Source organism: Cellulomonas hominis (assembly GCF_901521055.1).
Taxonomy (GTDB): domain Bacteria; phylum Actinomycetota; class Actinomycetes; order Actinomycetales; family Cellulomonadaceae; genus Cellulomonas; species Cellulomonas endometrii.
In genome coordinates, this window is the sequence record NZ_CABEGA010000095.1 from 59,239 (window position 1) to 82,868 (window position 23,630).

Below are 23,630 nucleotides of genomic sequence, written 5' to 3' on the forward strand. Positions count from 1 at the left end.
GCCATGGGACAGGTCATCGCGTCGGCGACGATGTCGCTGGACGGCTTCATCGCCCGGCAGGACCACGGCATCGACGAGCTGTTCGCGTGGTACGAGAACGGTGACGTGGTGGTCGAGAACCACGGCGACCTGCCCCCGTTCCGCCTGACCCGGGCGAGCGCGGAGTACTGGCTGGCCTGGCGCGCGTCCCTCGGGGCGCTCGTCGTGGGGCGGGAGCTGTTCGACCTCACGGACGGCTGGGGCGGCGCGCACCCGCTCGGGGTGCCGTTCGTGGTCCTGACGCACCGGCCCGTCGCGGCGTCCGCGGCGCTCGGCTCACCGGACCTCGTCGTGATGCACGAGGGGATCGGCGAGGCCGTGGCCGCCGCGCAGGAGATCGCGGGGGACGCCGTGGTGGGCGTGGCGGCGGGGACCATCGCGACGCAGGCGCTGCACGCGGGGCTGCTCGACGCCGTGAACGTCGACCTGGTGCCGGTGGTGCTCGGGTCCGGCCGCCGCTACTTCACCGGCGACGCGGGCTGGCCCGCGGTGCTCGGCGACCCGACGTCGGTCGTGCAGGGCCGGCACGTCACCCACCTGTCGTTCCCGGTCCTGCGCTGACGGGCGCTGCGGTGACGGGCTCCGGTGCGCCCGGGCGTACGCGGTGGTGCAGGTGCGCGACCCCGTTCCCGAACCGCCGGACGCCGAGCAGCTCCAGGTCGAGCCGCACCCCGCGCGGCAGCGCCCGGGTCCCGCCGCCGACCAGCACCGGTGACACGAACAGGTGCACCTCGCCGACCAGCCCGGCGCGGAACGCGTGCGCCGACAGGTGCGCCCCGCCGACCAGCACGTCGTGCGGGGAGCTCGCGAGCAGCCGCCGCACCGCCCCGGGGTCGAACGTCGGCTCGACCTGCGTGCGGGTGCTGCGCGGCTCCGTGAGCGTCGTGGAGTACACGACCTTGTGCGCCGCGCGCCAGAGCTGGGCGAAGTCCTGCACCGCCGGGGACTGGTCGGCCGTCGGCATCGTCTCCCACGCGACCATGACGTCGTACAGGCGCCGCCCGTAGAGGTACGTGCCGACGCCGCGGTGCAGGTCGTTGACCGCCTGGTGCACCTCCTCGTCGGGGACGCTCCAGTCGAACCGGCCCGACCGGTCGGCGACGAAGCCGTCGAGGGACGTGATCGCGGAGTACACGAGCGTGGCCATGCCGACCTCCCCGGTGCGTCCCCGCGACGGCGCGGGGGCTCTGCGGACAGCACAGCACAACGGGCCACGCGGGGCCACGCACGGGCCCTAGAGTCGTCGCGTGAGCCTCGACGACGCGACCCCCGGCCTGCCCGACATCGGCGTGATCCTGCCCCGTGACCTGCCCGTGGACCAGGTGCTGCCCTACGTGCGGCGCGCGGACGAGCTCGGCTTCGCGGAGCTGTGGGTCGTGGAGGACCTCGGGTTCCGCGGCGGGATGGCGCAGGCCGCCGCGGCGCTCGCGGTGACGGAGCGGATCCGCGTCGGGGTGGGGATCCTGCCCGTCGGCGCCCGGAACGTGGCGTTCGCCGCGATGGAGGCCGCGACCGTCGCCGAGCTGTTCCCCGGCCGGCTGCACCTGGGCATCGGGCACGGGATGCCGGACTGGATGCGGCAGGTCGGTGCGTGGCCGGCGAGCCCGCTCACCGCGTTCGAGGAGTACGTGACGGCGCTGCGGGCGCTGCTGCGCGGCGAGGAGGTCACCGTCAGCGGCCGGTACGTGCAGCTGGACCGCGTGCGGCTGGAGAGCCCGCCCGCGGTGGTGCCGCCCGTGCTGGCCGGGGTGCGGGGGCCGAAGTCGCTGGCCGTCGCCGGCCGGTGCGCGGACGGGACGGTGCTCGCCGAGCCCGTCGGACCCGAGTACGTCCGCGCGGCGCGCGGGCACATCGGTGACGCGCCGGGCCACCGGGTGGTCGGCTACGAGGTCGCCGCGGTCGACGCGGACCCGGCTGCGGCGCGCGCCGCCGTCCGGCCCCTGCTCGGCTGGATGGGCCAGCCGTCGTGGGCCCCGCACGTCGACCCGCTGTCGTTCGGTGCGGAGCTCCGCGCGCTGAGCGAGCGCCACCCCGACCCCGACGCCTTCGCCGCCGAGCTGCCCGAGGCCTGGATCGACGAGCTGGCCGTGGTCGGCACGCCCGAGCAGGCGCGGGCGCGGATCGCGGCGATCGGCGCGGCCGGGGCGGACGCGGTGGCGCTCGCCCCGGCCGGACCGGACCGGCTCGCAGCCCTGGAGGCGCTCGCCGGGGTGCTCTGACCCCCGGCCGGGACCGGGGCGGGGACTCCGGTCAGGAGGGGCGTGCGACCAGGGCGACGAACTGGGTGCTGCGCTCCTGGAGCCCCGCGATGCGCCGGGCGACCACCCCGGCGGCGTCGTTCCCCGCCTCGGCGATGGTCGGGCGGCGGCGGGCGTTCGCGGAGCACGCGAAGTCCGTGCAGATCAGCGTGCCCGCGGTGTCGCCGTTCCGGCCTGCGACGCCGGCCCGCTTCGCGACGAACAGGGCGACCTCGTTGGTCGCGACGACGTCCTCGCACCACGCGCACACGGCGTTGCGCTTGGTGCCGCCGTCCGCCGCGCGGAGCACGATGCCGACGAGCCGGTCGTCCAGCCAGGTCACGACGTACGAGCGGCGGGGGTTCTTGGGGTCGGCCCACCCCAGGTAGTCGAGGCGGTCCCAGTCCGTCGCGGCGAGGCCGGCGGGCAGGGTGGCCTGGGCCGCCTCGCGGCGGGAGCAGTTGACGAAGGACGCGCGGATCTGGGCATCGGTGACGGGACGCATGGCGGGGCTCGCTCTCGGATCAGGTCGCCGCGGCGCGCGTCGAGCGCGCGGGAGTGCGGCTGGGAGGGAGGGCAGGACCCGTCGCGGGGACGACACGGGGACCCGGCCGGGCTCGCGCCGGAGGGCGCGGCGGGCGGGTGGGTCAGCGGGGCGCGACGGGTGACGTCGCGTCACGCAAGGTGGCCGTGACGGCCGGCCTCGCTCCCTGCGCGCATGCGCCTGCTCCCTCGAGCTCCGTGCTGATCGGCCGCGGCGGTCCCGCGGCACCGGAGTGATTCTGCCACCACCCCCGGCGGGGTCGTCGACCTCTTTGCCGCGCGGACGACGACGGCCCCCCGACCGCGGGGGTCGGGGGGCCGTCGGGCACGTGCGTCAGCGGGCGCTGCGCACCCGGCGGGCGACGACCACCAGGCCGGCCCCGACCAGCAGCAGGAGCCAGGCCCCGGCCATCAGGGCGCCGCTCTGGGCACCCGTCACGGCGAGGTCGTCGCCGGCCGCGGCCGGGCTCGCGGCCGGAGTCGCCCCGGGGACCGCGAGCACGACCGGGAGGCTCGCCCAGCGGCCCGAGGTGCCACCGGTCGCGATGACCGTGTGCGCACCCGTCGGGACGTCCGCCGGGATGCTCGCCAGCAGACGGGCGACACCGTTCGCGTCGGCCACCGCGGTGCCCAGGAACACCGGGTCGGAGTGCAAGTAGAACGCGACCGTCTCACCGGGCTCGAAGCCCTCGGCGACGAGCTCCATCTGCTGACCCGGGGCCGTGGCGGCCTTCGGGGTCTCCAGCTCCGCGGTCGGCAGCGCGCCCACGCGGGCCGGCTCGCCCCCGACCGTCACCCGGACCGCGCCGGAGGCGGCGAGGGTGGAGGCGGTCTCGGGCAGGTCGACGACGAGGTCGTGCGTGCCGGGCGTGAGCACCGGCAGGTCGATGGCGATGACGCCGTCCTGCGCGAGCTGGCCCTGGCCGAGCACCGTCTCACCCTCCCGGACGACGAAGGTCTGCGGCAGGACGAACCCGCCGACGGTGACCTTCAGCGCGCCCTGCGTCGCCACCGGGACGTCGAGCGTCGCCGGCGCGGACACGGCGAGCGTGGCCTTGGTGACGGTGACGGTGCCGGACCCCTGGGCCTCGAGGTACGGGTTGGTCGACATGTCGACGGCCGTGACCGCGTACCGGGCGAGCATGCTCGGGGTCGGCAGGTACGCCACCGAGACGGCGTACGTGCCCACGGCCAGGCCGGGGACCGTGACGGACGCCGAGCCCTTGCCGTTCAGCAGCGCGTCGTCCAGGACGATCGCCGAACCGCCGGCCTTCGGGGTCAGCGTCACCCGCACGTCGCCGGCGGGCACGGGGGCGCCCGCGGGGCCGCTCACCTTGACCGGGACGACCGCGTCGCGGCCGACGACGACGGTCGACGAGCCGACCGTGACGGTCGGGGTGGCCACGGCCGCCCACGCCCAGGCGTCGTCGTGCACGGTGGTCATGCCGGGGGCGGTGACGGTGGCGCGGACGCGGATGGTCTTGCCGAGGTCGGCGGCGGTGGGGGTGTACGTGGCGCCGGGCACGGAGAACTCGTTGTCGCCGATGAACCACTCGTACGCGATCGACGCGCCCGCCCAGCCGGACGGCCGCGGGGTGAGGACCTGGCCGAGGACGGCCTGGCCGTCGACCGTGCCGTCGAGGGCCAGGTCGCCCGCCGCGATCGTGCCGCGCTGGATCGTCCCCAGGGTCTGGGAGATCGACTTGGCGGTGCCGGGCGCGAGCGTCGGGTGCGAGCCCGTGACGGTCACGCTGAGCGCCTTGCCCTCCTGGCCGGGCTGCGGGGTGAAGGTCGGGTCCTCGCTGACCGGCACGCCGTCGAGGGCCCACGACCAGCTCAGCCGGAGGCCCTGCTCGACGGTCGGCTTCCAGCCGTCCGTCTCGAAGTACGCCGGCTGCCCGACGGTCGGGAACGGGCCGTAGCCGTAGTGGCCGGCGGTGACGTCGGTGATGACGTTCACCGAGGAGTAGGAGCCGGACGGCTTGAACCCGGGTGCGCCGGCGTAGTTCGCGCGCAGCTCGGACCACTCCGTGAAGGTGTAGGTGATCTCCGCGCGGCCGTTCGCGTCGACCGGCGCGGTGCCGGCCACGGTCTGCCCGACCTTGAACTCGATCGGCGAGCCGACCGGCACGCCGGTCGTGGTCGCGGCGAGCGTGGCCGGCTGGCCCGCGACGACCGTGCCGGGGGAGACGACGGAGGTGACGGTCTCGACGTCACCGACCAGCGCGACGGGGCGGATCTGCGGCTCGGAGGCCTGACCGGAGAGGTAGCAGGCCGCGACGATCGTGTACTGGCCGGCCGCGAGGTCAGCGTAGTTGATCGTGAACGAGCCGGAGCGGTGCGTGAAGGTGTCCTCGTCGAGGTCGATGTCGCTGGAGGCGATCACGCCCTCCGCGTCCGTCAGCACCCAGTAGGCACCGAGCCGCGAGCTGGTGTCCAGGTCGCAGCTGAAGTCGTACGTCGCGCTCTCACCGGCGCGCTCGGCACCGGCGACCGGCGGGGAGATCGTCACGCTGTTCGCGGCCATCGCCGGCGATGCCGGCAGGACGACGGCCACGACGGCCGCCGCTGCCACCAGGGAGGCGGGACGCCGGAGCCGGCCCCACCATGTCAGTCGTTCGCGTTGCATGGGCTTCCCTCGTCTCGACGGGGACCCATCCCCGACCTGTTCTGGACGGGGCCCTGATCGGCGGGAGATCACGACGCGTCAGGAAAACTGAGGGTCGGCTGCGACGGTCCGGGTGCTACCACCCACAGCGCATGCACAGCACGGCTCGTCGCGCGAGCCGCGAGCACGGCCCGTACGGTGAGGCGATGGCGATCGGGGAGATGCCCGGCCACGACGACGGCCGGGTGCTGGTGCGTGGCGACCTCGTGGTCGAGGTCCCCGCGCGGTGCGTGCGCGTCGCGGACCGGCCGGTGCCGCTGACCCGCAGCGAGTTCGAGATCCTCGTGGCGCTCGCGGAGCGCGCCGGCCAGCCGGTGTCGAAGGACGAGCTCGCGCTCGCGGTGGCGGTGCACGGGCCGCACGCGGTGCCGTCACCGACGGACGCCGACCGGCGCAGCATCGAGGTGCACATGGCGAACCTGCGCCGCAAGCTCGCGGAGGGCGTGGGGGACCGCGGGTCGATCAGCACGGTGCGCGGGCTGGGGTACCGCCTGGCACCCGAGGTGCTCGTGCCCGGGCAGCGGGACGGCGACGCGGACTGAGCGCCGCCGCCCCGGGTGCGGTCAGGGTGCGGGTCAGTCCCGGGTGGCCTGCGCCAGCGCGGCGCGCAGGCCCTCGGCGTCGAGCTCGGTGCCGTACGCCGGCATGTCGCGCTGGAACCGCCAGCCCTCGGAGAGCGGGCCGGCGTCGACGACGTCGAAGCCCCACCGGTCGATGAGCTGCGTGACGACGGCCTTCGCCTCGGCGTCGTCCCCGGCGATCGCCAGCGCGCGGCGCCCGGGCGTGCCGGCGGGCGTGCCCTTCGAGCCGAGGTCCGCCGCGGTGATGTGGTTGAAGGCCTTGACGACGCGCGCGCCCCCGAGGTGCTCGGCGAGCAGCTCGGCGCTGGTGGTCGAGCCGTCGTCCAGCGCGGCGACGTGGCCGTCGCGCTCCCAGTAGTAGTTGTTCGTGTCGATGACGACCTTGCCCTGCAGCGGGGCGGCCGGGACCTCGCGGTAGGCGTGGAACGGCACGGTCACCACGACGACGTCGCCGTCGGCCGCGGCCTCCTGCGCGGTGCCGGCGCGGGCGTTGTCCCCGAGCTCGGCGACCAGGTCGACGAGGGTGTGCGGGCCGCGGGAGTTGCTGACGACGGCTGCCTGCCCGTGCTCGACGGCCAGCCGTGCGAGGGCGCCGCCGATGTGGCCGGAGCCGATGAATCCGATCGTGGTCATGCCGGGGGCAACGGGCTGGGCGCCCTCGTTGTTCCTGGTCACCGGGCCGGGTGTCCGCTCTGCGGAAAACCGGTTGGCCGGTCGCGGATCGCAGTCGTACGGTTTTTCCACACGGGAAGGAGGTGGTCCGAGACATGAAGTCTTCCAGGACGCGTGAGGTGACTGTCCGCTAGTCGCCCGAGCACATCGGACGGATTGCTCGATCCGTTCGCCCGCCCTGCCGGTCCGACCGGCACGGCGACGAGCGAATCCCCGCAGTCACCGCAGCCCGTGGGAGCCGCGACCTCGTCCTTCGCGGCAGGGCCTCCTGAAGGAGGTCCGGCCCACGGGCTGTTCCCTGCCCGGGCGCGTCAGCCCGCCGCGCCGAGGCGGGCCCGGAGCCCGTCGCGCACCGCGGGCCACTCCGCCGGCAGGATCGAGAAGTACGCGGTGTCCCCGCGGGTGCCGTCCGGTGCCAGCCGGTGGCTCCGCAGCACGCCCTCGGGCACGGCGCCGAGCCGGGTGATCGCGCCCACCGAGCGGGTGTTCCGGGTGTCGGCCCGCAGCGCGACCCGCGCGCAGCCCCACGTCTCGAAGGCGTGGGTCAGCATCAGCAGCTTGCACGCCGGGTTGTTGTCCGTGCCCCACCAGCGCGGCGCGAAGAACGTGTGCCCGATCTCGACGCGGCCGACGCGCGGGTCCCAGTCGTAGAACGAGGTGCTCCCGCGGACCTCACCGGTCGCGGCGTCCAGGACCGCGAACGCGAGACGCCCGGGAGCGGCCTGCGCCGCGGTGATCTCGGCGCGCCACCCGTCGACCCCCACGGGCAGAAGGGACGACATCCCCGCCCACACGCGCGCGTCGACGAACGCGGCCAGCGCCTCGGCGTGCGGGGCGTCGAGCGGGACGAGACGGGTTCCGTGGCCCTCCAGGGCGAGGTCGTGCTGCACGGGGTCGAGGATGGCAGACCGCACCCCTTGCCTCCCATTGGCTAATGGCATTAGCCTGGGGGCTATGGACACATCGACAGCACGGCGCACGCTCCACCTGCAGCGTCCCGAGGGGCTGGTGGCCTACGACGACGCCGGGACCGGACCGCTCGTGGTCGCGGTCCCCGGCATGGGCGACCTCCGGTCCACCTACGACGAGCTGCGCGCCGCGCTGCTCGACGCCGGGTACCGCGTCGTCACCACCGACCTGCGCGGGCACGGGGACTCCGACGCCGGGTTCCGCACCCACGGCGACGAGGCCACCGCCGGGGACGTCGCCGCCCTCGTGGAGCACCTCGGTGCCGGCCCCGCGGTCCTGGTCGGGAACTCGATGGGTGCCTCGGCCGCGGCCGTCGTCGCGGCGGACCGGCCCGAGCTCGTGCGCGCGCTCGTGCTGATCAGCCCGTTCCTGCGTGACGCGCCGGGCGGTGCCGCCAAGCGCGCGCTGCTCGGGGTCGTGCTCCGCGTCATGCTGGCGGCGCCGTGGGGTGCCCGGGCGTGGGCCGCCTACTACGGCGTCCTGAACAAGGGCACCCGGTCGCCCCGCCTGGCCGCGCACACCGCCGCGATCCGCGCGAGCCTGCGCCGGCCGGGGTACCTGGGGGCGTTCCGCCGGCTGGCCCTCGGCCTCACGCACGCGGTCGTCGAGCCGCGCGTGGCCCGCATCCAGGCCCCGGCGCTCGCGGTGGTCGGAGCCCTCGACCCCGACTGGACCGACCCCGCGGCGGAGCTCGCGTGGATCGCGTCCGTGGTCGACGCCCGCACGCTGCTCGTCGCCGACGCCGGCCACTACCCGCAGCACCAGACGCCCGACGTGGTCTCCGCCGCGGTGCTCGGGCTCCTCGCCGACACCGCCCCGGTCCCGGAGGCCCGTCGTGCCTAGGGCCGGGCTGTCCCGGGACGCGGTCGTCCGGATCGCGGTCGACCTGGTCGACGCGGGCGGGCTCACGGGGTTCGCGGACCTCAGCCTGGCGAAGGTGGCCGCCGAGGCCGGCGTCGCCACCCCCAGCCTCTACAAGCACGTCGGCTCGCTGGCGGCGCTCCGGCGCGAGGTCGCCGTGCTGGCCGCCGGTGACCTCACGTCCGTGCTGGTGGACCGCACGCTCGGCCGGTCCGGGCCCGAGGCGGTGCGTGCGCTCGCGGCGGCGATGCGGGAGTACGCCCGCACCCGGCCCGGCCGGTACGCCGCGGTCCAGGTCGCCGCGGACCCGGACGACCCCGCCGACGCGGAGCTGTCCGCCGCCGGGGCGCGGACCGTCGAGGTGATGATCGCCGTGCTGCGGGGCTTCGACCTGCCGGACGACCGGGCCGTCGACGCCGTGCGGGCCCTGCGTGCCGGGGTGCACGGGTTCGTCACCCTGGAGCTCGGCGGCGGCTACCGCCTGCCGCGCGACCTCGACCGGAGCTTCGACGTCCTCGTCGGCATGCTCGTGGCCGGGGTGCAGGAGCTGGCGCGCGCATAGGGTGGCCGGGTGGTCCAGCTGAAGACACCCCGGGAGATCGAGGCGATGCGTCCCGCGGGCGCGTTCGTCGCCAGCGTGCTGAGCAGCCTGAAGGACGTCGCCCGCGTCGGCATGACGCTGAAGGAGCTCGACGCGCACGCCCACCGGATGATCGACGACGCCGGCGCGCACTCCGTCTACCTCGGGTACCACCCCTCGTTCGGCGCCATGCCGTACCCGGGCGTGCTGTGCACCAGCGTGAACGACGCCGCCCTGCACGGGCTGCCCTCCGACCGGGTCCTGGCCGACGGGGACGTGCTCAGCATCGACTTCGCGGCCCAGGTGAACGGCTGGGTCGCCGACTCCGCGCTGACGTTCCAGCTCGGCACCACCGACCCGGAGTCCCAGCGCCTCATCGAGGTGACCGAGCAGGCGCTCGCGGCGGGCATCGCGCAGGCGCGACCCGGCAACCGGATGGGCGACATCTCGGCGGCGATCGGCGAGGTCGGGCGCGCGGCCGGCCTCGGCATCAACGCGGACTTCGGCGGCCACGGCGTCGGGCGGACCATGCACGAGGAGCCGCACGTGCCGAACCTGGGACGCCCCGGCAGCGGGCTGAAGCTGCGCGCCGGCCTCGTCATCGCCATCGAGCCGTGGTTCATGGCCGGCGGCGACGACTACGAGATCGACCCCGACGGCTGGACGATCCGCACCGCCGACGGCGCACGCGCCGCGCACGCGGAGCACACCGTCGCGATCACCCCCGACGGGCCCCTGGTGCTCACCGCCCGCACGAGCTGACGGCGCCCGATCGTCGCCGCGGCGACGGGGCGCGTTCACCCGGCGGCCGCCCCGCGGTCAGCGGGGAGGGTGATGCTTCGGTGGAACCTCCTACCCAGGAGCTCCGGGCCGGTGGGGGTGGCGCGCGCTCGGGGGAGGTCGCGCGTCGCCCTCGCCACTCGGCCCCGGTTCAGGACCGCAGGTGCGCCCACTCCCGGGGGTTCACGGTCAGCCACTCGGAGAACGACTGCGCCGGGCGTCCGGACAGCCGGCGCACCGTCGGCGCGGTCGCCTCGAGCTCACCCGCGGCGATGGCCGCGTAGGACGAGACCCAGCCCTCGACCTCCCACGGCTCCGCGGCGTACCGGGCGCGCGACGCGTAGGCCTCGTCCAGGGTCTCCGGGACGTACGTGATGGTGCGGCCCGTGGCGCTGGACAGCACCTGGGCCGCCTCCGCGAGCGTGTACGCCGTCGGACCGGTCACGTCGTAGGCCTGGCCGTCGTGCGCGCGCGGCCGCTCGTCCAGCAGCACCGCGGTCGCCACGTCGGCGACGTCGTCGTGCGCGACCGCCGCGACCCGCCCGTCGCCCGCAGGCCCGCGGATGACGCCGTCCTCCCCGACGAACCGGGCGATCGCGTCGTGGTACAGGCAGTCCCGCAGGAACGTGAACCGCAGCCCGGAGGCACGGATGTGCTCCTCCGTCGCCCAGTGGTCGCGGGCGAAGGTGAAGGTCGCGTCGGGGGCGGCGCCCATGAACGACAGGTAGACGACCCGCTCGACACCCGCGTCCACGGCCGCGTCGACGGCGGCGCGGTGCTCGGTCACGCGGTCCGCCGACTCCCGCCCGGACACGAGGAACACGCTGCGCGCCCCGGCGAACGCGGCCCGCATGGACTCCACGTCGCGGTAGCCCGGGCTGATCGCCACCTCGGTCTCCGTGCCGGGCAGCGCGGGCGCGCGGTCCGGGGAGCGCACCACCAGCCGCTGGTGCGCGCCCTCCGCGGCGAGCCGGACGGCCAGCCGCCGCCCGATGCGCCCGGAGGCCCCGGTCACCACGATCAGGTCGTCGTCCATGTCAGCTCCTCGGGGCCGCGGGCGGTGCGCCCGGCTGGCAGCGACGGTAGCCGCCCGGGGCCGCGACGGCAGAGGGGGCACGGCCGCCTGGGGACGAGGGTCGGCGCGCCGACGGGGTGGCCGGTCCGCGGTGCCACGATGGGGCCTGCGCGACGCGTGCTGCTGCGCGCACCACGAGCGGAGGAGGGCACGTGACGGACGACCGCGGGCGGTACCGCGTCATGACGGTGTGCACCGGCAACATCTGCCGGTCGCCGATGGCGGAGGTCGTGCTGCGCGCGCGGCTCGACGAGGCGGGGCTGGGCGACCGGGTGGTCGTGGACTCCACCGGGGTCAGCGACGAGGAGCACGGCAACCCGATCGACCGGCGCGCCCGCGCGGCCCTCGCCGCCCGCGGCTACCCCGTCCCGGACCGCGCGGCGCGGCAGGTGCGCGCGAGCGACCTGCGGGAGCGGGACCTGGTGCTCGCCATGACCGCCTCGCACGCCCGCGCCCTGCGCCGGATCGCCCGTGACGACGAGGCCGCCTCCCGCGTGGTGATGTTCCGGACGTTCGACCCGGCTGCCCCCCGGGTGGCCGACGTGCGGGACGAGCACCTGCTCGACGTCGACGACCCCTGGTACGGGGGCCCGGAGAACTTCGAGACCTGCCTGGACGAGATCGAGGCGGCGGCGGACGGGGTGGTCGACGCGGTGCGCGCCGGGCTGGACGGGCGGGACGCGGCCACGGTCTGAGCGCGCCAGCGGCCGGGGTCCGGTCGGGCGGTCAGTCCGCGAGGAACGCCGCCGCGCGCCGGCCCCAGCCGCGGATCGCCTCGGGCGTGGCCGCGACCTCGAGCGTCGCCGAGGGCAGCAGCCCGGCCAGCCGCTCGGCGGTGCTCACCGGGTGGCCCGGGTCGGTCGTCCACGGCAGCACCAGCGCCGGGTGGGGGAGCGCCGCCAGCGTGTCCGGGTCGGGCAGGTCCGACAGCGCCGCCCCGCGCAGGACCGACGGCAGCAGGTCCTCCGGGACGTCGGGGGAGCCCCCGCGGGGCCAGCCGCCCTGGGCCAGGACCGGCGTCTGCGGCTGCGCGGCGGCGGCGCGCTCCCAGACCGCGAGGCCGTGCCGCTCGATCGTGCGGGCGCCGATCTCGTAGCCCTCGGTCTGCGCGGCGCGGGTCGCCCAGGCCGTCGGCGGGATGGTGAGGACGAGGCGGCGGAACCGGTCCGGGCGCAGGGTCGCCGCCCAGAGGATCGTGGCCGTGCCCATCGAGGCGCCGACGGCGTCCACCGGCGCGTCCGGGGACACCGCGTCCACGAGCGCGAGCAGGTCGCCGGCGAGCGACCGCCACGTGTACTCCTCCGGCACGGGGCCGCCCGTCGACCGCCCGTGCCCCCGGGCGTCGTACCGGACCAGGCGGCCGCGCCCGGCGAGGGCGGTCCAGTCGAACACCCCGCGGGCGTCGTCGACCGCGCGGCTGGCGGTGAGGCCGTGCGCGGTGACGACCGGGCGTCCCGGGGCACCGGCGTCCACGGACCAGGCGATGCGGGCACCGGGGCGGTCGAGCAGCAGGTCGGGCACGACGCCACGGTAGGGGCCCGGGGGCACGCGCCGGGGACGGGGCGGCGCGCGGCGCGGCCGGCCGGGGCAGGATGGCCGCATGAAGGTGTCGACGCGCTCGCACGTGCCCCCGTTCGCCGTCATGGACATCGTCGCCGCGGCCAACGCGCGCCGGGCGGCGGGCCAGTCGGTGCTCAACCTCTGCGTGGGGGAGCCGTCGACCGGCGCGTCCGACGTGGTGCGCGAGCGCGCGGTGCAGCTGCTGGCGGGCGGCGACCTCGGGTACACGGAGGCGATGGGCTCGCCGGCGCTGCGGGCGGCGATCGCCGGGCACTACCGCTCCTGGTACGGCGTGGACGTCGACCCGGCGCGGGTCGCGGTGACGACCGGGTCGTCCGGCGGGTTCATGCTCGCGTTCCTGGCGGCGTTCGACGTCGGTGACCGGGTGGCGCTCGCCCGCCCCGGCTACCCGGCGTACAAGAACATCCTCGCGTCGCTGGGGTGCGAGGTCGTCGAGCTGCCCTGCGGGCCGGAGACCCGGTACCAGCCGACCGTCGAGCAGCTGGAGGCGCTGGACGCGCCGATCGACGGGCTGGTCGTCGCGGGCCCGGCGAACCCCACCGGGACGCTCATCGACCGGGCCGCGCTGGACGCGCTCGTGCAGTGGTGCGCGGAGCACGGCGTCCGGCTGGTGTCCGACGAGATCTACCACGGCATCACCTACGCCGACGCGGCGGCCGCCGAGCCGGGTCCCGCCGGGGCGCCGACCGCCGCGACCGCGCTCGGCTCCGGCGTGGTGGTGGTGAACTCGTTCTCGAAGTTCTGGGCGATGACCGGCTGGCGGCTCGGCTGGCTGGTGATGCCGGACGACCTGGTCCGGCCGGTCGACGCGCTGGCCGGGAACGTGGCGCTGTGCCCGCCCGCGCTCGCGCAGCACGCCGGGGTCGCGGCCTTCACGCCGGAGGGGTACGCCGCCGCGGAGGCCAACGTCGCGCAGTACGCCGCGTCCCGGCGCACCGTGCTCGACCGGCTGCCGGACCTCGGCTGGTCCCGGGTCGCGCCCGCGGACGGGGCGTTCTACGTCTACGCGGACGTCTCGGCCTCGGGGCTGGACTCCCGCACGTGGTGCGCGCGCCTGCTGGACGAGGCCGGTGTCGCGTTGACGCCCGGGACGGACTTCGACCAGGTCGACGGTCACGACTGGGTGCGGCTGTCGTTCGCGTCGGCACCGTCGGTGGTGGCCGAGGCGGTCGACCGCGTCGTGGCCTGGCAAGCCAGTCTCTGAGCGGCGCGCGGAACCCACGGTCCGGGTCGTTCGTTCGGCACCCAGAGCGCTGCGCCGGCCACCGGCGCGACGAGGCGAGGAGGACGGCATGAGGTGTCCCACCGACGGGGCCGAGCTGGTGATGGCGGAGCGGCAGGGCGTCGAGATCGACTACTGCCCCTCGTGCCGCGGGATCTGGCTGGACCGCGGGGAGCTCGACAAGATCCTGGACCGCGCCGCGAGCCTGGGCGCCGGCGCGGCACCGGCGGCCGCCCCCGTCCCGCCCCCCGCACCCGCGCCCGACCGCGGGTTCGAGCGGTTCCCGACCACCCCCGTGCCCGGCTACGGCGGCTACCGGGAGGACGGCTACCGCGACGACCGGTCCCGTGACGACCGGTACCGCGACGACCGGTACCGCGAGGGCGACCGCCGGTACGACGAGCGCGGCGCCGTGCGCGACCCGCGCGACCCCCGCTCCCCGTACGGCCGGAAGAAGAAGCGCGAGTCCTGGCTCGGCGACCTCCTCGACTTCGACTGACCCGACGTCGGGGCCGTCACGCGGCCGTCATCCGGCTGACCTAGTCTCGGGCGCGTGGACGTGGCGGTGCTGGGTGCGACAGGGGACGTGGGGCGCCAGGTGTGCGCCCAGCTCATCGAGCGGCGGGTGCTGCCGACGACGTCGCGGCTGCAGCTGGTCGGGCGGCCCGGGGGTGCGTCGGGCCGCGCGTCGTACGGCCTGCGGGCCGACCTGGTCGACGCCTACGACGAGCACGCGCCGCTGATCGACGTCGCGCTCGACCCGGACGACGTGGTCGCCGACGTGATCGTGCTGACCGCCGGCCGCACGGCGCCGGCGCGGGCGGGTGCGAGCACGGACCGGTCGGCGCTCGCGGCCGAGAACCACGCGGTGTTCGCGTCGTACGCCCGGGCGATCGCGGAGCACGGGTCCGGCCACGAGGTCGTGGTGGTCGTGTCGAACCCCGTCGAGCTGGGCGTCGCGGTCGTCGCGCGCGAGCTCGGCCGGCACCGGGTAATCGGGATGGGCGCGTGGCTCGACACGCTGCGGTTCCGCCGCGAGGTCGCGGTGTCGCTCGGCCTCCGCCGGCACCGCGTCGGCGGGTTCGTCGCGGGCCAGCACGGGGACGACCTGGTGCCGCTGTGGTCGACCGTGCGGATCAGCGGGCTCGACGCCGATGAGCGCCGGCGGGCCGTCGCGGGGCTGCGCGGCGGGCGGTCGCTGGACGGGTTCGCCGCGGAGATCGACGCGGCGAAGGAGACGCTGGCGGGGCTGATGGCGGACGACGTCGCGGCGGCGTTCGACCTGATCGAGTCCTGGCCGCCGGACCTGCGGGGCGTCGCGCGGCCGTGGCTGACCCACCAGAGCGGGGCCAAGACGGCGGCGGCCACCGCGAACGCGACGGTCGACCTGGTGGACACGATCCTCGACGGGCGGGACATCGTCGTGGCCGGGCAGGTCGCGCTGGACGGGGAGGTCACGGTCGCCGGGACGCCGCTGCGCGGGGTGCTGGGGGTGCCGGTGGTCCTGGGGCCGGAGGGGTGGACGCGGGTGCTGCTGGACGAACCGGACCCCGACGAGGCGCGGCGGCTGCTCGCGTCGGCCGGGCGGATCGACGCGATGCTCCGGGCGTGGGACCTGGGCAGCGCGGCGGACGGGGGCGACCGGTGACCGCGACCGTGGGGACCGTGGGCAGCGCGGCGGACGACCCGCGCTGGGTGGCGTTCGTGGCCGGCGCGGACGCGACCGGGACGCTGACGGCGGTCGCGGGGGTGTTCTCGACCCGGGGCGTCTCGTTCGACTCCCTCAGCACGGGCGACGTCGCGGACGGGGTCGGCCTGATCGTCGTCACGTTCACCGCGTCCGAGCGCCGGCAGCGGCTGCTGATGCGGACGGTGCGGCGGCTGGCCGCGGTGCGCTCCGCGGAGGTCCGGCGGGCGGAGGACCCCGCGGTGCGTGCGGCGGCGGTGGTGCACCTGCCGGCGACAGCGGACGGGTTCGCGCCGCCCGCCGATGCCGCGGTGCGCTGGTCGGGCGACGCGGGCCTGGGTCAGCCGGTGCTCGTCGAGGGCACGCTGCGCGACGTCGAGCGCGTCGTGGCGGACGCCCGCGCCCGCGGCGCCCTGTCGACGGCCACGGTGCTGCTGCCGCCCCCGGGGGTCGCGGCGGACGCCGCCGAGGTGGCGCGCCCCGACGGGGTCCCGGGGGCAGACGCCGCGCCCGGGCCCGGCTAGGCTGGCGCGCAGACAACTCAACACGCTGCTCGAACCGCGGCGGGAGAGCCCTCCCGCACGGCCAGGACGCTCGACCTCCGCGGTCGGGTGCGGACGGCCGGACGCGAGGCGCCGAAGGAGCAACCCTCCCCGGGAAACTCTCAGGCCCCCGTACCGTCGTGGCGAGGCAACTCTGGAAAGCGACCGGCCTCGGCCGGTCCACCGACGGTGCAAGTCGGCGCGCCCCGGCCCTGACGGGCACTGGCGGACCGGCAAAACTCTCAGGTCGCACGTCCCGGGCTCCGCGCCCGTGGCCGGCGGATGACAGAGCGGGGAGGCGCACGCCCCATCCGCTCGTCCGACCCCGGAGCAGCCGCGTGACCCAGCTCGAGCACCTCCCGACCGACGCCCGCACGACGGACGCCGGCACGCCCGCCGACGCGTCCCGCACGGACGCCGCCCGCGGCTTCGCCGACCGGCACGTCGGCCCCCGCACGGCCGACCTCGACCCGATGCTCGCGCACGTGGGCGACGGCTGGCCCGGCCTGGACGCCCTGATCGACGCCGCCGTCCCGGCGAGCATCCGCACCGACCGGCCGCTGGCCCTGCCCGAGGCCCGCGGCGAGTCCGAGGTGCTGGCGGCGCTCCGCGAGCTCGCGGACAAGAACACCGTGCTGACCCAGATGATCGGCCTGGGCTACCACGACACCGTGACGCCGCCGGTGATCCGCCGGAACGTCCTCGAGTCGCCCGCCTGGTACACCGCGTACACCCCGTACCAGCCCGAGATCTCGCAGGGCCGGCTCGAGGCGCTGCTGAACTTCCAGACCGTCGTCGCCGACCTCACCGCGCTGCCGGTCGCGAACGCGTCGCTGCTGGACGAGGCTACGGCCGTCGCCGAGGCCGTCGCGCTGATGCACCGCTCCGCGAAGGGCCGCACCGGCGTGGTCGTGCTCGACGCCGACTGCCTGCCGCAGACGCTCGCGGTCACGCTGGGGCGCGCCGAGGCCGCCGGGCTGGCCGTCCGGGTCGCGGACCTCTCCGCCGGCCTGCCGGACCTGGGCGACGAGGCGCTGGTCGGCCTCGTGCTGCAGGCCCCCGGCGCGTCCGGCGCGGTGCGGGACCTGGCGCCCCTGATCGCGGCGGCGAAGGACGCGGGCGCGCTCGTGACCGTCGCCGCGGACCTGCTGTCCCTCACGCTGCTCACCCCGCCCGGCGAGCAGGGCGCCGACATCGCCGTCGGCTCGGCGCAGCGGTTCGGCGTCCCGCTGTTCTACGGCGGGCCGCACGCGGCGTACATGGCCGTGCGAACCGGCCTGGAGCGCTCGCTGCCGGGCCGCCTGGTCGGCGTCTCGATCGACGCGGACGGCGCCCGCGCCTACCGCCTGGCCCTGCAGACCCGCGAGCAGCACATCCGCCGCGAGAAGGCCACGAGCAACATCTGCACCGCGCAGGCCCTGCTGGCGATCGTCGCCTCGATGTACGCGGTCTACCACGGCCCCGACGGCCTGCGGGAGATCGCCGAGCGGGTGCACGCACGGGCGGTCGCGCTCGCGGACGGCCTGCGCGCCGGCGGCGTGCGGGTCGAGCACGCGCAGTTCTTCGACACGGTCCGCGCCGTGGTGCCGGGCCGGGCCCGCGCCGTCGTCGCCGCGGCGGCCGCCCGCGGGATCAACGTCTGGGCGGCCGACGACGACCACGTCCAGGTGACCTGCGACGAGGTGACGACCGAGGCGCACGTGGCCGAGGTGCTCGCGGCGTTCGCGGACGCCGACGCCGCGGCCGGCGCGCCGGGTGCCGCCGAGGGCCTCGACGCACCCGCGATCCCCGCGTCGCTCCGCCGCACCAGCGCCTACCTCACCCACCCGGTGTTCCACCGGCACCGGTCCGAGACGGCGATGCTCCGGTACCTGCGGGCGCTGTCCGACAAGGACCTCGCGCTGGACCGGACGATGATCCCGCTGGGCTCCTGCACGATGAAGCTCAACGCGACGGTCGAGATGGAGGCCATCTCGTGGCCGGGCTTCGCCGGGCTGCACCCGTTCGTGCCGGCCGAGCAGGCCGCCGGGTACGCGGAGCTCATCGGGGACCTGACCGCGTGGCTCGCGGAGATCACCGGGTACGCCGCGGTGTCCGTGCAGCCGAACGCCGGCTCGCAGGGCGAGTTCGCCGGGCTGCTCGCGATCCGCGGGTACCACGAGGGCCGCCGGGCCGAGGCGGTCGCCGCCGGCGCCGCCCCCGAGGACGTCCCGGTCCGCGACGTCTGCCTCATCCCCGCCTCCGCGCACGGCACCAACGCCGCCTCGGCCGCCCTGGCCGGCATGCGGGTCGTCGTCGTCGCGACCGCCGAGGACGGCTCCGTCCAGCTGGACGACCTGCGCGCCAAGCTCGAGCAGCACGGCCCCCGGGTCGCCGCGATCATGATCACCTACCCCTCGACGCACGGCGTCTACGAGGAGGACGTGCGCGAGGTCTGCGACCTGGTGCATGCCGCGGGCGGCCAGGTCTACATCGACGGCGCCAACCTCAACGCCCTGGTCGGCCTCGCGCGGCCGGGCGAGTTCGGCGGCGACGTGTCGCACCTCAACCTGCACAAGACGTTCTGCATCCCGCACGGCGGCGGCGGCCCCGGCGTCGGGCCGATCGGGGTCGCGGCGCACCTGGTGCCGTACCTGCCGGCGACCGACGCCGTGTGGACCGGCGACGAGGGCACGCTCGCGGGCGGGTCCGCCCCGGCGGTGTCCGCGGCGCCGTTCGGCTCGGCCGGCATCCTGCCGATCTCGTGGGCCTACGTCGCGCTGATGGGCGGCGACGGCCTGCGCCGGGCCACCGAGACCGCGGTGCTGTCCGCGAACTACCTGGCCTCCCGCCTCGCCCCGCACTTCCCGGTCCTCTACACCGGCCCCGCGGGGCTGGTCGCGCACGAGTGCATCCTCGACCTGCGCACGATCACCAAGGAGACCGGGGTCACCGCGGAGGACGTCGCCAAGCGCCTGATGGACTACGGGTTCCACGCCCCGACGCTGTCGTTCCCGGTCGCGGGGACCCTCATGGTCGAGCCGACCGAGAGCGAGGACCTGGCCGAGCTCGACCGGTTCGTCGACGCGCTCGTCGCGATCCGGGGGGAGATCGACGCGGTGGCCGCCGGGCGGTGGACCGTCGCGGAGTCCCCGTTGCGGGGCGCCCCGCACACCGCCGCGGCCGTCACCTCGGACACGTGGGACAAGCCGTACGGCCGCGAGCTGGCCGCCTACCCGGTCGCGAGCCTGCGCGCCGGCAAGTACTGGCCGCCGGTCCGGCGGATCGACGGCGCGCACGGGGACCGCAACCTCGTGTGCGCCTGCCCGCCGATCGAGGCCTACGCCGAGGGAGCCGCACTGTGAGCGAGCCGACGACCACCGCGACCGAGCCGGTGCTGTCCCCGCTGCACGACGAGCACGTCGCCCTCGGCGCGACGATGACGCCGTTCGCCGGCTGGATGATGCCGCTGCGCTACGCCGGCGACCTCGCCGAGCACCAGGCGGTGCGCACCGCCGCCGGGCTGTTCGACCTCTCGCACATGGGCGAGCTGCACGTCGACGGCCCGCAGGCCGGGGCGGGGCTGGACCGCGCGCTGGTCGGGAACATCTCCGGCCTCGCGATCGGCCGCGCCCGCTACACGATGATCGTGCAGGAGGACGGCGGCATCGTCGACGACCTCATCGTCTACCGGCTGGGTGACGCGTCGTACCTGGTGGTGGCGAACGCGTCGAACGTCGCCGTCGTCCGTGACGCGCTGGCCGAGCGGCTCGCCCCGTTCGACGCCTCGCTGACGGACCGGTCCCTGGAGACGGCGCTCGTCGCGGTGCAGGGCCCGCGGGCGGCGGAGATCGTCACCGGGCTGACCGACCCGGCGCAGGTCGAGGCGGTGCGCGACGTGAAGTACTACGCCGCCGTGCCCGCGACCGTCGCCGGCGTGGAGGCGCTCGTGGCCCGCACCGGCTACACCGGCGAGGACGGGTTCGAGCTGTTCGTGCCCGCCGCCGCCGCGCCCGGCCTCTGGCAGTCGCTGCTCGCGGCGGGCCGGCCGCTCGGCCTCGTGCCCGCCGGCCTGTCCGCGCGGGACAGCCTGCGCCTCGAGGCCGGCATGCCGCTGTACGGCAACGAGCTCGACCGGACCACGGCGCCGCACGACGCGGGCCTCGGGCGGGTCGTGCGCCTCGACAAGGTCGACGCCGACGGGAACCCGCTGCCGTTCGTCGGCCGGGAGGCCCTGGCCGCCCGCGCGCACTCCGCCCCCTCCCGCGTCCTCGTCGGCCTGGTCGGGACCGGCCGCCGCGCCGCCCGGCACGGGTACGAGGTCGTCGCCGGCACCGACCCGGACGCCGCCACCGTCGGGCGGGTCACCTCCGGCGCGCCGTCCCCGACGCTCGGCACGCCCATCGCGATGGCGTACGTGACGCCCGAGGTCAGCGCGGTCGGCACCGAGCTGGCCGTCGACGTGCGCGGCCGCCGCGAGCCCGTCCGCGTGGTCGCGCTGCCGTTCTACCGTCGGTCCTGACCGACCTCCCCGCCCGCCGCTTCCCACCGAGTCCCCGGAGAACCCCCATGAGCGACGTCCCCTCCCACCTGCAGTACACCGCCGAGCACGAGTGGATCGAGGGCGAGACCCCCGCGACCGTCGGCATCACGAAGAACGCCGCCGACTCGCTCGGCGACATCGTCTACCTCGAGCTCCCGACCGTCGGCAGCGAGATCGCCGCGGGCGCGGTGGTCGGCGAGGTCGAGTCCACCAAGTCGGTCTCGGAGCTGTTCTCCCCGGTCTCGGGCACCGTCGTCGAGGTGAACCAGGAGGCGGTGGACGAGCCGTCGGTCGTGAACGCCGACCCGTACGGCGCCGGGTGGCTGTTCCGCGTGGACGTCACGGGCACCGGGGCGCTGCTCTCGGCCGAGGAGTACGCGGCTCAGATCACGGACTGAGATGCACCCGAAAGGGTGTTAGCCCGTTCGGGTGGACTTGTACCGAGGGGCTGGATATCGCTTGCCGGAGGGTGACCTGGGACTTCGGACCTACCACGGTACCCACCAGTACCGTCTGGTCCGCCGCGGGTGAGAAGCGGGTGAGATCCGAACTGCGACACCGACGGCCACACTTGCCGATCAACGGGGAGTAGGCCGCCGGAGACCCCCAGCAGCCGGTTTCTCGTCACTCGCACACGGAGGACACCCATGGCCACCCTGGAGCTCGCCCCCACGCCGTCCACCACCAGCATCCTCGGTGAGCCGCTCACGGTCCGTGAGCGCGTCGTCCTCGCCGAGCTGGCGGAGGACGTCACGCTCGAGGACATCGCCCGCCGCCTGTTCGTCACCCGCAACACGGTGAAGTCCCAGGTCCGCTCGGTGTACCGCAAGATCGGCGTCTCCACGCGCGCCGAGGCGGTCGCCTGGGCGAAGGCCGCCGGCATCCGCTGACCCGCCGCGGCCGGCCCCCGGGCCGACCGCCGCCGGACGCGTCCCGCCGCGCCGCCCCCACGGCGCAGGGACCTGCCCGGCGGATCAGCGTCGTGCGCGCCCCGACTCCTGCAGCACGTGCTCCGCGAGGTCGCGCGCCGCCGCGGACGGCCGGCGCCCGCGGGCCCAGACCACCCGCAGGGTGCGCCGCAGGTCCACCCCGTCGACCGGCACGCGCCGCAGGTCCCCGCGCGCGAGCTCGTCGGCCACGGTCAGCGCCGACAGCACGGCGGCCGCGGAGCCGCCGCGCACCACGTTCTTCACGGCCGACGTCGAGCCCAGCTGCGCCGGCGACCCGCCGAGCGGGTGGCCCGCCGCGACCAGCGCGCGCTCGAGCACCGCGCGCGTCCCCGACCCCGCCTCCCGCACGGCCAGCGGCGCCGCGCTGAGCTCCGCCGCGGTCACCGGCCGGCGCCGGCGGGCCCACGGGTGCCCGGGCGCGACCACGACCACCAGCTCGTCGTCGCCGACCGGGCGGGCGTGCAGCCCGTCCGGGACGTCCGGTCCCTCCACGAACCCCAGGTCGGCGCGGCCGTGCAGCACGGCGTCCACCACGTCGCGGGAGTTCGCGACCTCCAGGTCCACCACGGGCGACCCGGCCGGGCGGGACGCGAGCCAGCCGGGGACCAGGTACTCCGCGACGCTGAGGCTGGCCGCGATCTGGACCCGGCCCTGCTGGACGGTCCGCAGCGCCGCGACCTCCCGCTCCAGGGCGTCCGACGCGGCCAGCACGTCGCGCGCGCGCCCGAGCAGCGCGGTCCCCGCGTCGGTCAGCCGCGTCCCGGACGCCGTGCGCACCACGAGCGCCAGACCGGTCTGCCGCTCGAGCCGGCGCAGGCCCGTGCTGACGGACGGCTGGGCCATCCCGAGCGCCCGCGCGGCTGCGGACAGCGAGCCGTGCGCGTCCACGGCGTCGAGCAGCTCGAGCGCGCCGAGCGGGACACGTCGGCCGGGTGCGTCCGGAGCCATAGCGTCAGGCTAGAGGGTGCGAGGGCATCGGGCGTTCCGGCGGGCGGCGGCGTCGCGGATCGTGGCAGGGTGCCGCAGCCCGTCCCCGCCGTCCCCCGCCGCTCCGCCACCGCCGGGGCGCGCGCGCTCCTGGCCGTGCTGCTGCCGGGCGTGCTGGTCGCGGTCGGCGTCTCCGCGGCGTGCCTCGCGCTCACCCGCGCCGTCCCCGTGCTCCCCGGGCTGCTGGTCGCGATCCTGCTCGGGGCGGTCGCGCGGTCCACGGGGCTGCTGCCGACGGCGCTCGAGCCCGGGCTCGCCTGGACCGGCCGGCGGGTGCTGCGTGCGGGCGTCGTGCTGCTGGGGCTGCAGCTGTCGGTCGGCGACCTGCTGGGGCTGGGCGTCGCCGAGGCCGCGGTGCTGCTGGTCACGGTGGCGGTGACCTTCGCGGCGACGCGGTGGCTCGGGCCCCGGCTCGGGGTCGGGCGCGCGCTGACCCTGCTGGTCGCCACCGGGTTCTCGATCTGCGGCGCCGCCGCGGTCGCCGCGATGAGCCCCGTCGCCGACGCCGACGAGGAGGAGGTCGCCACCGCGGTCGCGCTGGTCACCGTGTACGGCAGCCTCGCGATCGTCGGGGTGCCGCTCGCCGCCGCCGCGCTCGGGCTCTCCGACCGGACCGCCGGGCTGTGGGCGGGGATGTCGGTGCACGAGGTCGCGCAGGTGGTCGCGGCGGCCGGCACCGTGTCCGCCGCGGCGCTGTCGGTCGCCGTGGTCGCGAAGCTCGCGCGCGTGGTGCTGCTCGCGCCGCTGGTCGCGGGGGTCGGGGTCGCGCGGCGGGCGAGCACCCCGCTGGAGGGGAGCCGGACGGGCGCCGGACGGCCGCCGCTCGTGCCGCTGTTCGTGGTCGGGTTCGTCGTGGCGGTGGCCGTGCGGTCGTCGGGCGTGCTGCCCGACGCGTTGCTGCCCGCGGTCAAGCCGGTCACCACCCTGCTGCTCGGCGCCGCGATGACCGCGCTGGGGACGCAGATCCACCTGGGCCGGCTGGTCCGCACCGGCGGCCGCCCCCTCGCGCTGGGCGCCGCATCGACGCTGGTCGCGGCGGCCCGGGCGGGGGGGCGGCCGCCCGGGCGGACCAGCCGGGCCGCGTCTTCTACACCTTCTCCGGCCCACCCGAAGCCCCCCTCTCTCCTCCGCCCT

At 76.3% G+C, this 23,630-nt stretch carries 24 protein-coding genes and 1 riboswitch; of the genes, 16 read left to right on the forward strand and 8 right to left on the reverse strand.

Features of this window, described 5'->3' with window-relative positions; translation table 11 throughout:
* Positions 1-3 precede the first annotated feature (3 nt).
* Complete coding sequence (locus KJP73_RS18795; protein ID WP_213284403.1) at positions 4-600, forward strand: dihydrofolate reductase family protein; 597 nt, start codon at positions 4-6, stop codon at positions 598-600.
* On the opposite strand, the gene KJP73_RS18800 is transcribed toward KJP73_RS18795, so the two are convergent.
* A complete protein-coding gene (locus tag KJP73_RS18800) occupies positions 569-1,186 on the reverse strand; it encodes a dihydrofolate reductase family protein (protein WP_213284404.1) in 618 nt (205 codons plus the stop codon). The two genes, KJP73_RS18795 and KJP73_RS18800, sit on opposite strands and share 32 nt — an antisense overlap.
* Before the next feature lie 100 nt (positions 1,187-1,286).
* Here KJP73_RS18800 and KJP73_RS18805 point away from each other — a divergent pair, with 100 nt between their 5' ends.
* Positions 1,287-2,258, forward strand: a complete 972-nt coding sequence (locus tag KJP73_RS18805) for an LLM class flavin-dependent oxidoreductase (protein ID WP_249669553.1) — start codon at positions 1,287-1,289, stop codon at positions 2,256-2,258.
* Positions 2,259-2,289: 31 nt separating this feature from the next.
* Here the strand turns inward: KJP73_RS18805 and KJP73_RS18810 are convergent, their stop codons facing one another.
* Together KJP73_RS18810 and KJP73_RS18815 are read right to left on the reverse strand one after the other, a co-directional pair.
* Positions 2,290-2,781, reverse strand: a complete 492-nt coding sequence (locus tag KJP73_RS18810; RefSeq protein WP_213284405.1) for an FBP domain-containing protein — start codon at positions 2,779-2,781, stop codon at positions 2,290-2,292.
* Positions 2,782-3,153: 372 nt separating this feature from the next.
* Positions 3,154-5,448, reverse strand: coding sequence for a hypothetical protein (locus tag KJP73_RS18815; protein ID WP_213284406.1), 2,295 nt, complete (start codon positions 5,446-5,448; stop codon positions 3,154-3,156).
* A gap of 185 nt (positions 5,449-5,633) precedes the next feature.
* Here KJP73_RS18815 and KJP73_RS18820 point away from each other — a divergent pair, with 185 nt between their 5' ends.
* Positions 5,634-6,029 (forward strand): winged helix-turn-helix domain-containing protein, encoded by a 396-nt coding sequence (locus tag KJP73_RS18820; RefSeq protein WP_213284407.1) that lies wholly within the window; start codon positions 5,634-5,636, stop codon positions 6,027-6,029.
* A 33-nt stretch (positions 6,030-6,062) separates the two neighbouring features.
* On the opposite strand, the gene KJP73_RS18825 is transcribed toward KJP73_RS18820, so the two are convergent.
* Positions 6,063-6,701, reverse strand: coding sequence for an NADPH-dependent F420 reductase (locus KJP73_RS18825; protein ID WP_213284429.1), 639 nt, complete (start codon positions 6,699-6,701; stop codon positions 6,063-6,065).
* Positions 6,702-7,051: 350 nt separating this feature from the next.
* The gene (locus KJP73_RS18830) at positions 7,052-7,630 is read right to left on the reverse strand and encodes a GNAT family N-acetyltransferase (RefSeq protein ID WP_213284430.1); all 579 of its coding nucleotides are present in this window, start codon (positions 7,628-7,630) and stop codon (positions 7,052-7,054) included.
* 64 nt (positions 7,631-7,694) lie between these two features.
* On the opposite strand from KJP73_RS18830, the gene KJP73_RS18835 reads away from it, so the two are divergent.
* The 3 genes from KJP73_RS18835 to map are packed head-to-tail and all read left to right on the forward strand — an operon-like array spanning position 7,695 to position 9,912.
* A complete protein-coding gene (locus tag KJP73_RS18835; RefSeq protein ID WP_213284408.1) occupies positions 7,695-8,552 on the forward strand; it encodes an alpha/beta fold hydrolase in 858 nt (285 codons plus the stop codon).
* Positions 8,545-9,132 (forward strand): TetR/AcrR family transcriptional regulator, encoded by a 588-nt coding sequence (locus tag KJP73_RS18840; RefSeq protein ID WP_213284409.1) that lies wholly within the window; start codon positions 8,545-8,547, stop codon positions 9,130-9,132. The genes KJP73_RS18835 and KJP73_RS18840 overlap by 8 nt, the downstream gene beginning before the upstream one ends.
* A 9-nt stretch (positions 9,133-9,141) precedes the next feature.
* The gene (map, locus tag KJP73_RS18845) at positions 9,142-9,912 is read left to right on the forward strand and encodes a type I methionyl aminopeptidase (protein ID WP_213284410.1); all 771 of its coding nucleotides are present in this window, start codon (positions 9,142-9,144) and stop codon (positions 9,910-9,912) included.
* A 169-nt stretch (positions 9,913-10,081) separates the two neighbouring features.
* Here the strand turns inward: map and KJP73_RS18850 are convergent, their stop codons facing one another.
* Positions 10,082-10,966 (reverse strand): SDR family oxidoreductase, encoded by an 885-nt coding sequence (locus KJP73_RS18850; protein WP_213284411.1) that lies wholly within the window; start codon positions 10,964-10,966, stop codon positions 10,082-10,084.
* A 221-nt stretch (positions 10,967-11,187) separates the two neighbouring features.
* Here KJP73_RS18850 and KJP73_RS18855 point away from each other — a divergent pair, with 221 nt between their 5' ends.
* Complete coding sequence (locus KJP73_RS18855; RefSeq protein ID WP_213284431.1) at positions 11,188-11,700, forward strand: low molecular weight protein-tyrosine-phosphatase; 513 nt, start codon at positions 11,188-11,190, stop codon at positions 11,698-11,700.
* A 31-nt stretch (positions 11,701-11,731) separates the two neighbouring features.
* On the opposite strand, the gene KJP73_RS18860 is transcribed toward KJP73_RS18855, so the two are convergent.
* Complete coding sequence (locus KJP73_RS18860; RefSeq protein ID WP_249669554.1) at positions 11,732-12,526, reverse strand: alpha/beta fold hydrolase; 795 nt, start codon at positions 12,524-12,526, stop codon at positions 11,732-11,734.
* 79 nt (positions 12,527-12,605) lie between these two features.
* On the opposite strand from KJP73_RS18860, the gene KJP73_RS18865 reads away from it, so the two are divergent.
* From KJP73_RS18865 to KJP73_RS18900, 8 genes are all read left to right on the forward strand, one after another.
* Positions 12,606-13,790, forward strand: a complete 1,185-nt coding sequence (locus KJP73_RS18865) for a pyridoxal phosphate-dependent aminotransferase (protein WP_213284413.1) — start codon at positions 12,606-12,608, stop codon at positions 13,788-13,790.
* Between the two features lie 88 nt (positions 13,791-13,878).
* Complete coding sequence (locus KJP73_RS18870; RefSeq protein WP_213284414.1) at positions 13,879-14,307, forward strand: zf-TFIIB domain-containing protein; 429 nt, start codon at positions 13,879-13,881, stop codon at positions 14,305-14,307.
* Between the two features lie 54 nt (positions 14,308-14,361).
* Complete coding sequence (locus tag KJP73_RS18875) at positions 14,362-15,456, forward strand: lactate/malate family dehydrogenase (RefSeq protein ID WP_213284415.1); 1,095 nt, start codon at positions 14,362-14,364, stop codon at positions 15,454-15,456.
* On the forward strand, positions 15,453-16,019 hold the full coding sequence (locus KJP73_RS18880; protein WP_213284416.1) for a hypothetical protein: 567 nt from the start codon (positions 15,453-15,455) through the stop codon (positions 16,017-16,019). Before KJP73_RS18875 ends, KJP73_RS18880 begins: the two co-directional genes overlap by 4 nt.
* 30 nt (positions 16,020-16,049) lie before the next feature.
* Positions 16,050-16,185: riboswitch (glycine riboswitch) on the forward strand.
* 190 nt (positions 16,186-16,375) lie between these two features.
* A complete protein-coding gene (gcvP, locus tag KJP73_RS18885) occupies positions 16,376-19,381 on the forward strand; it encodes an aminomethyl-transferring glycine dehydrogenase (RefSeq protein WP_213284417.1) in 3,006 nt (1,001 codons plus the stop codon).
* Positions 19,378-20,538 (forward strand): glycine cleavage system aminomethyltransferase GcvT, encoded by a 1,161-nt coding sequence (gcvT, locus tag KJP73_RS18890; protein WP_283770248.1) that lies wholly within the window; start codon positions 19,378-19,380, stop codon positions 20,536-20,538. Before gcvP ends, gcvT begins: the two co-directional genes overlap by 4 nt.
* A gap of 47 nt (positions 20,539-20,585) precedes the next feature.
* Positions 20,586-20,957: a glycine cleavage system protein GcvH gene (gene gcvH, locus KJP73_RS18895; RefSeq protein WP_213284418.1), complete on the forward strand. Its 372-nt coding sequence runs from the start codon at positions 20,586-20,588 to the stop codon at positions 20,955-20,957.
* 249 nt (positions 20,958-21,206) lie between these two features.
* Positions 21,207-21,449 (forward strand): helix-turn-helix domain-containing protein, encoded by a 243-nt coding sequence (locus KJP73_RS18900; protein WP_213284419.1) that lies wholly within the window; start codon positions 21,207-21,209, stop codon positions 21,447-21,449.
* Positions 21,450-21,533: 84 nt separating this feature from the next.
* Here KJP73_RS18900 and KJP73_RS18905 read toward each other — a convergent pair whose 3' ends face one another.
* A complete protein-coding gene (locus KJP73_RS18905) occupies positions 21,534-22,457 on the reverse strand; it encodes a LysR family transcriptional regulator (RefSeq protein WP_213284420.1) in 924 nt (307 codons plus the stop codon).
* Positions 22,458-22,526: 69 nt separating this feature from the next.
* Here KJP73_RS18905 and KJP73_RS18910 point away from each other — a divergent pair.
* Positions 22,527-23,630 (forward strand): YeiH family protein (locus tag KJP73_RS18910; RefSeq protein ID WP_213284421.1); only part of this gene is annotated, 1,104 nt, incomplete at its 3' end.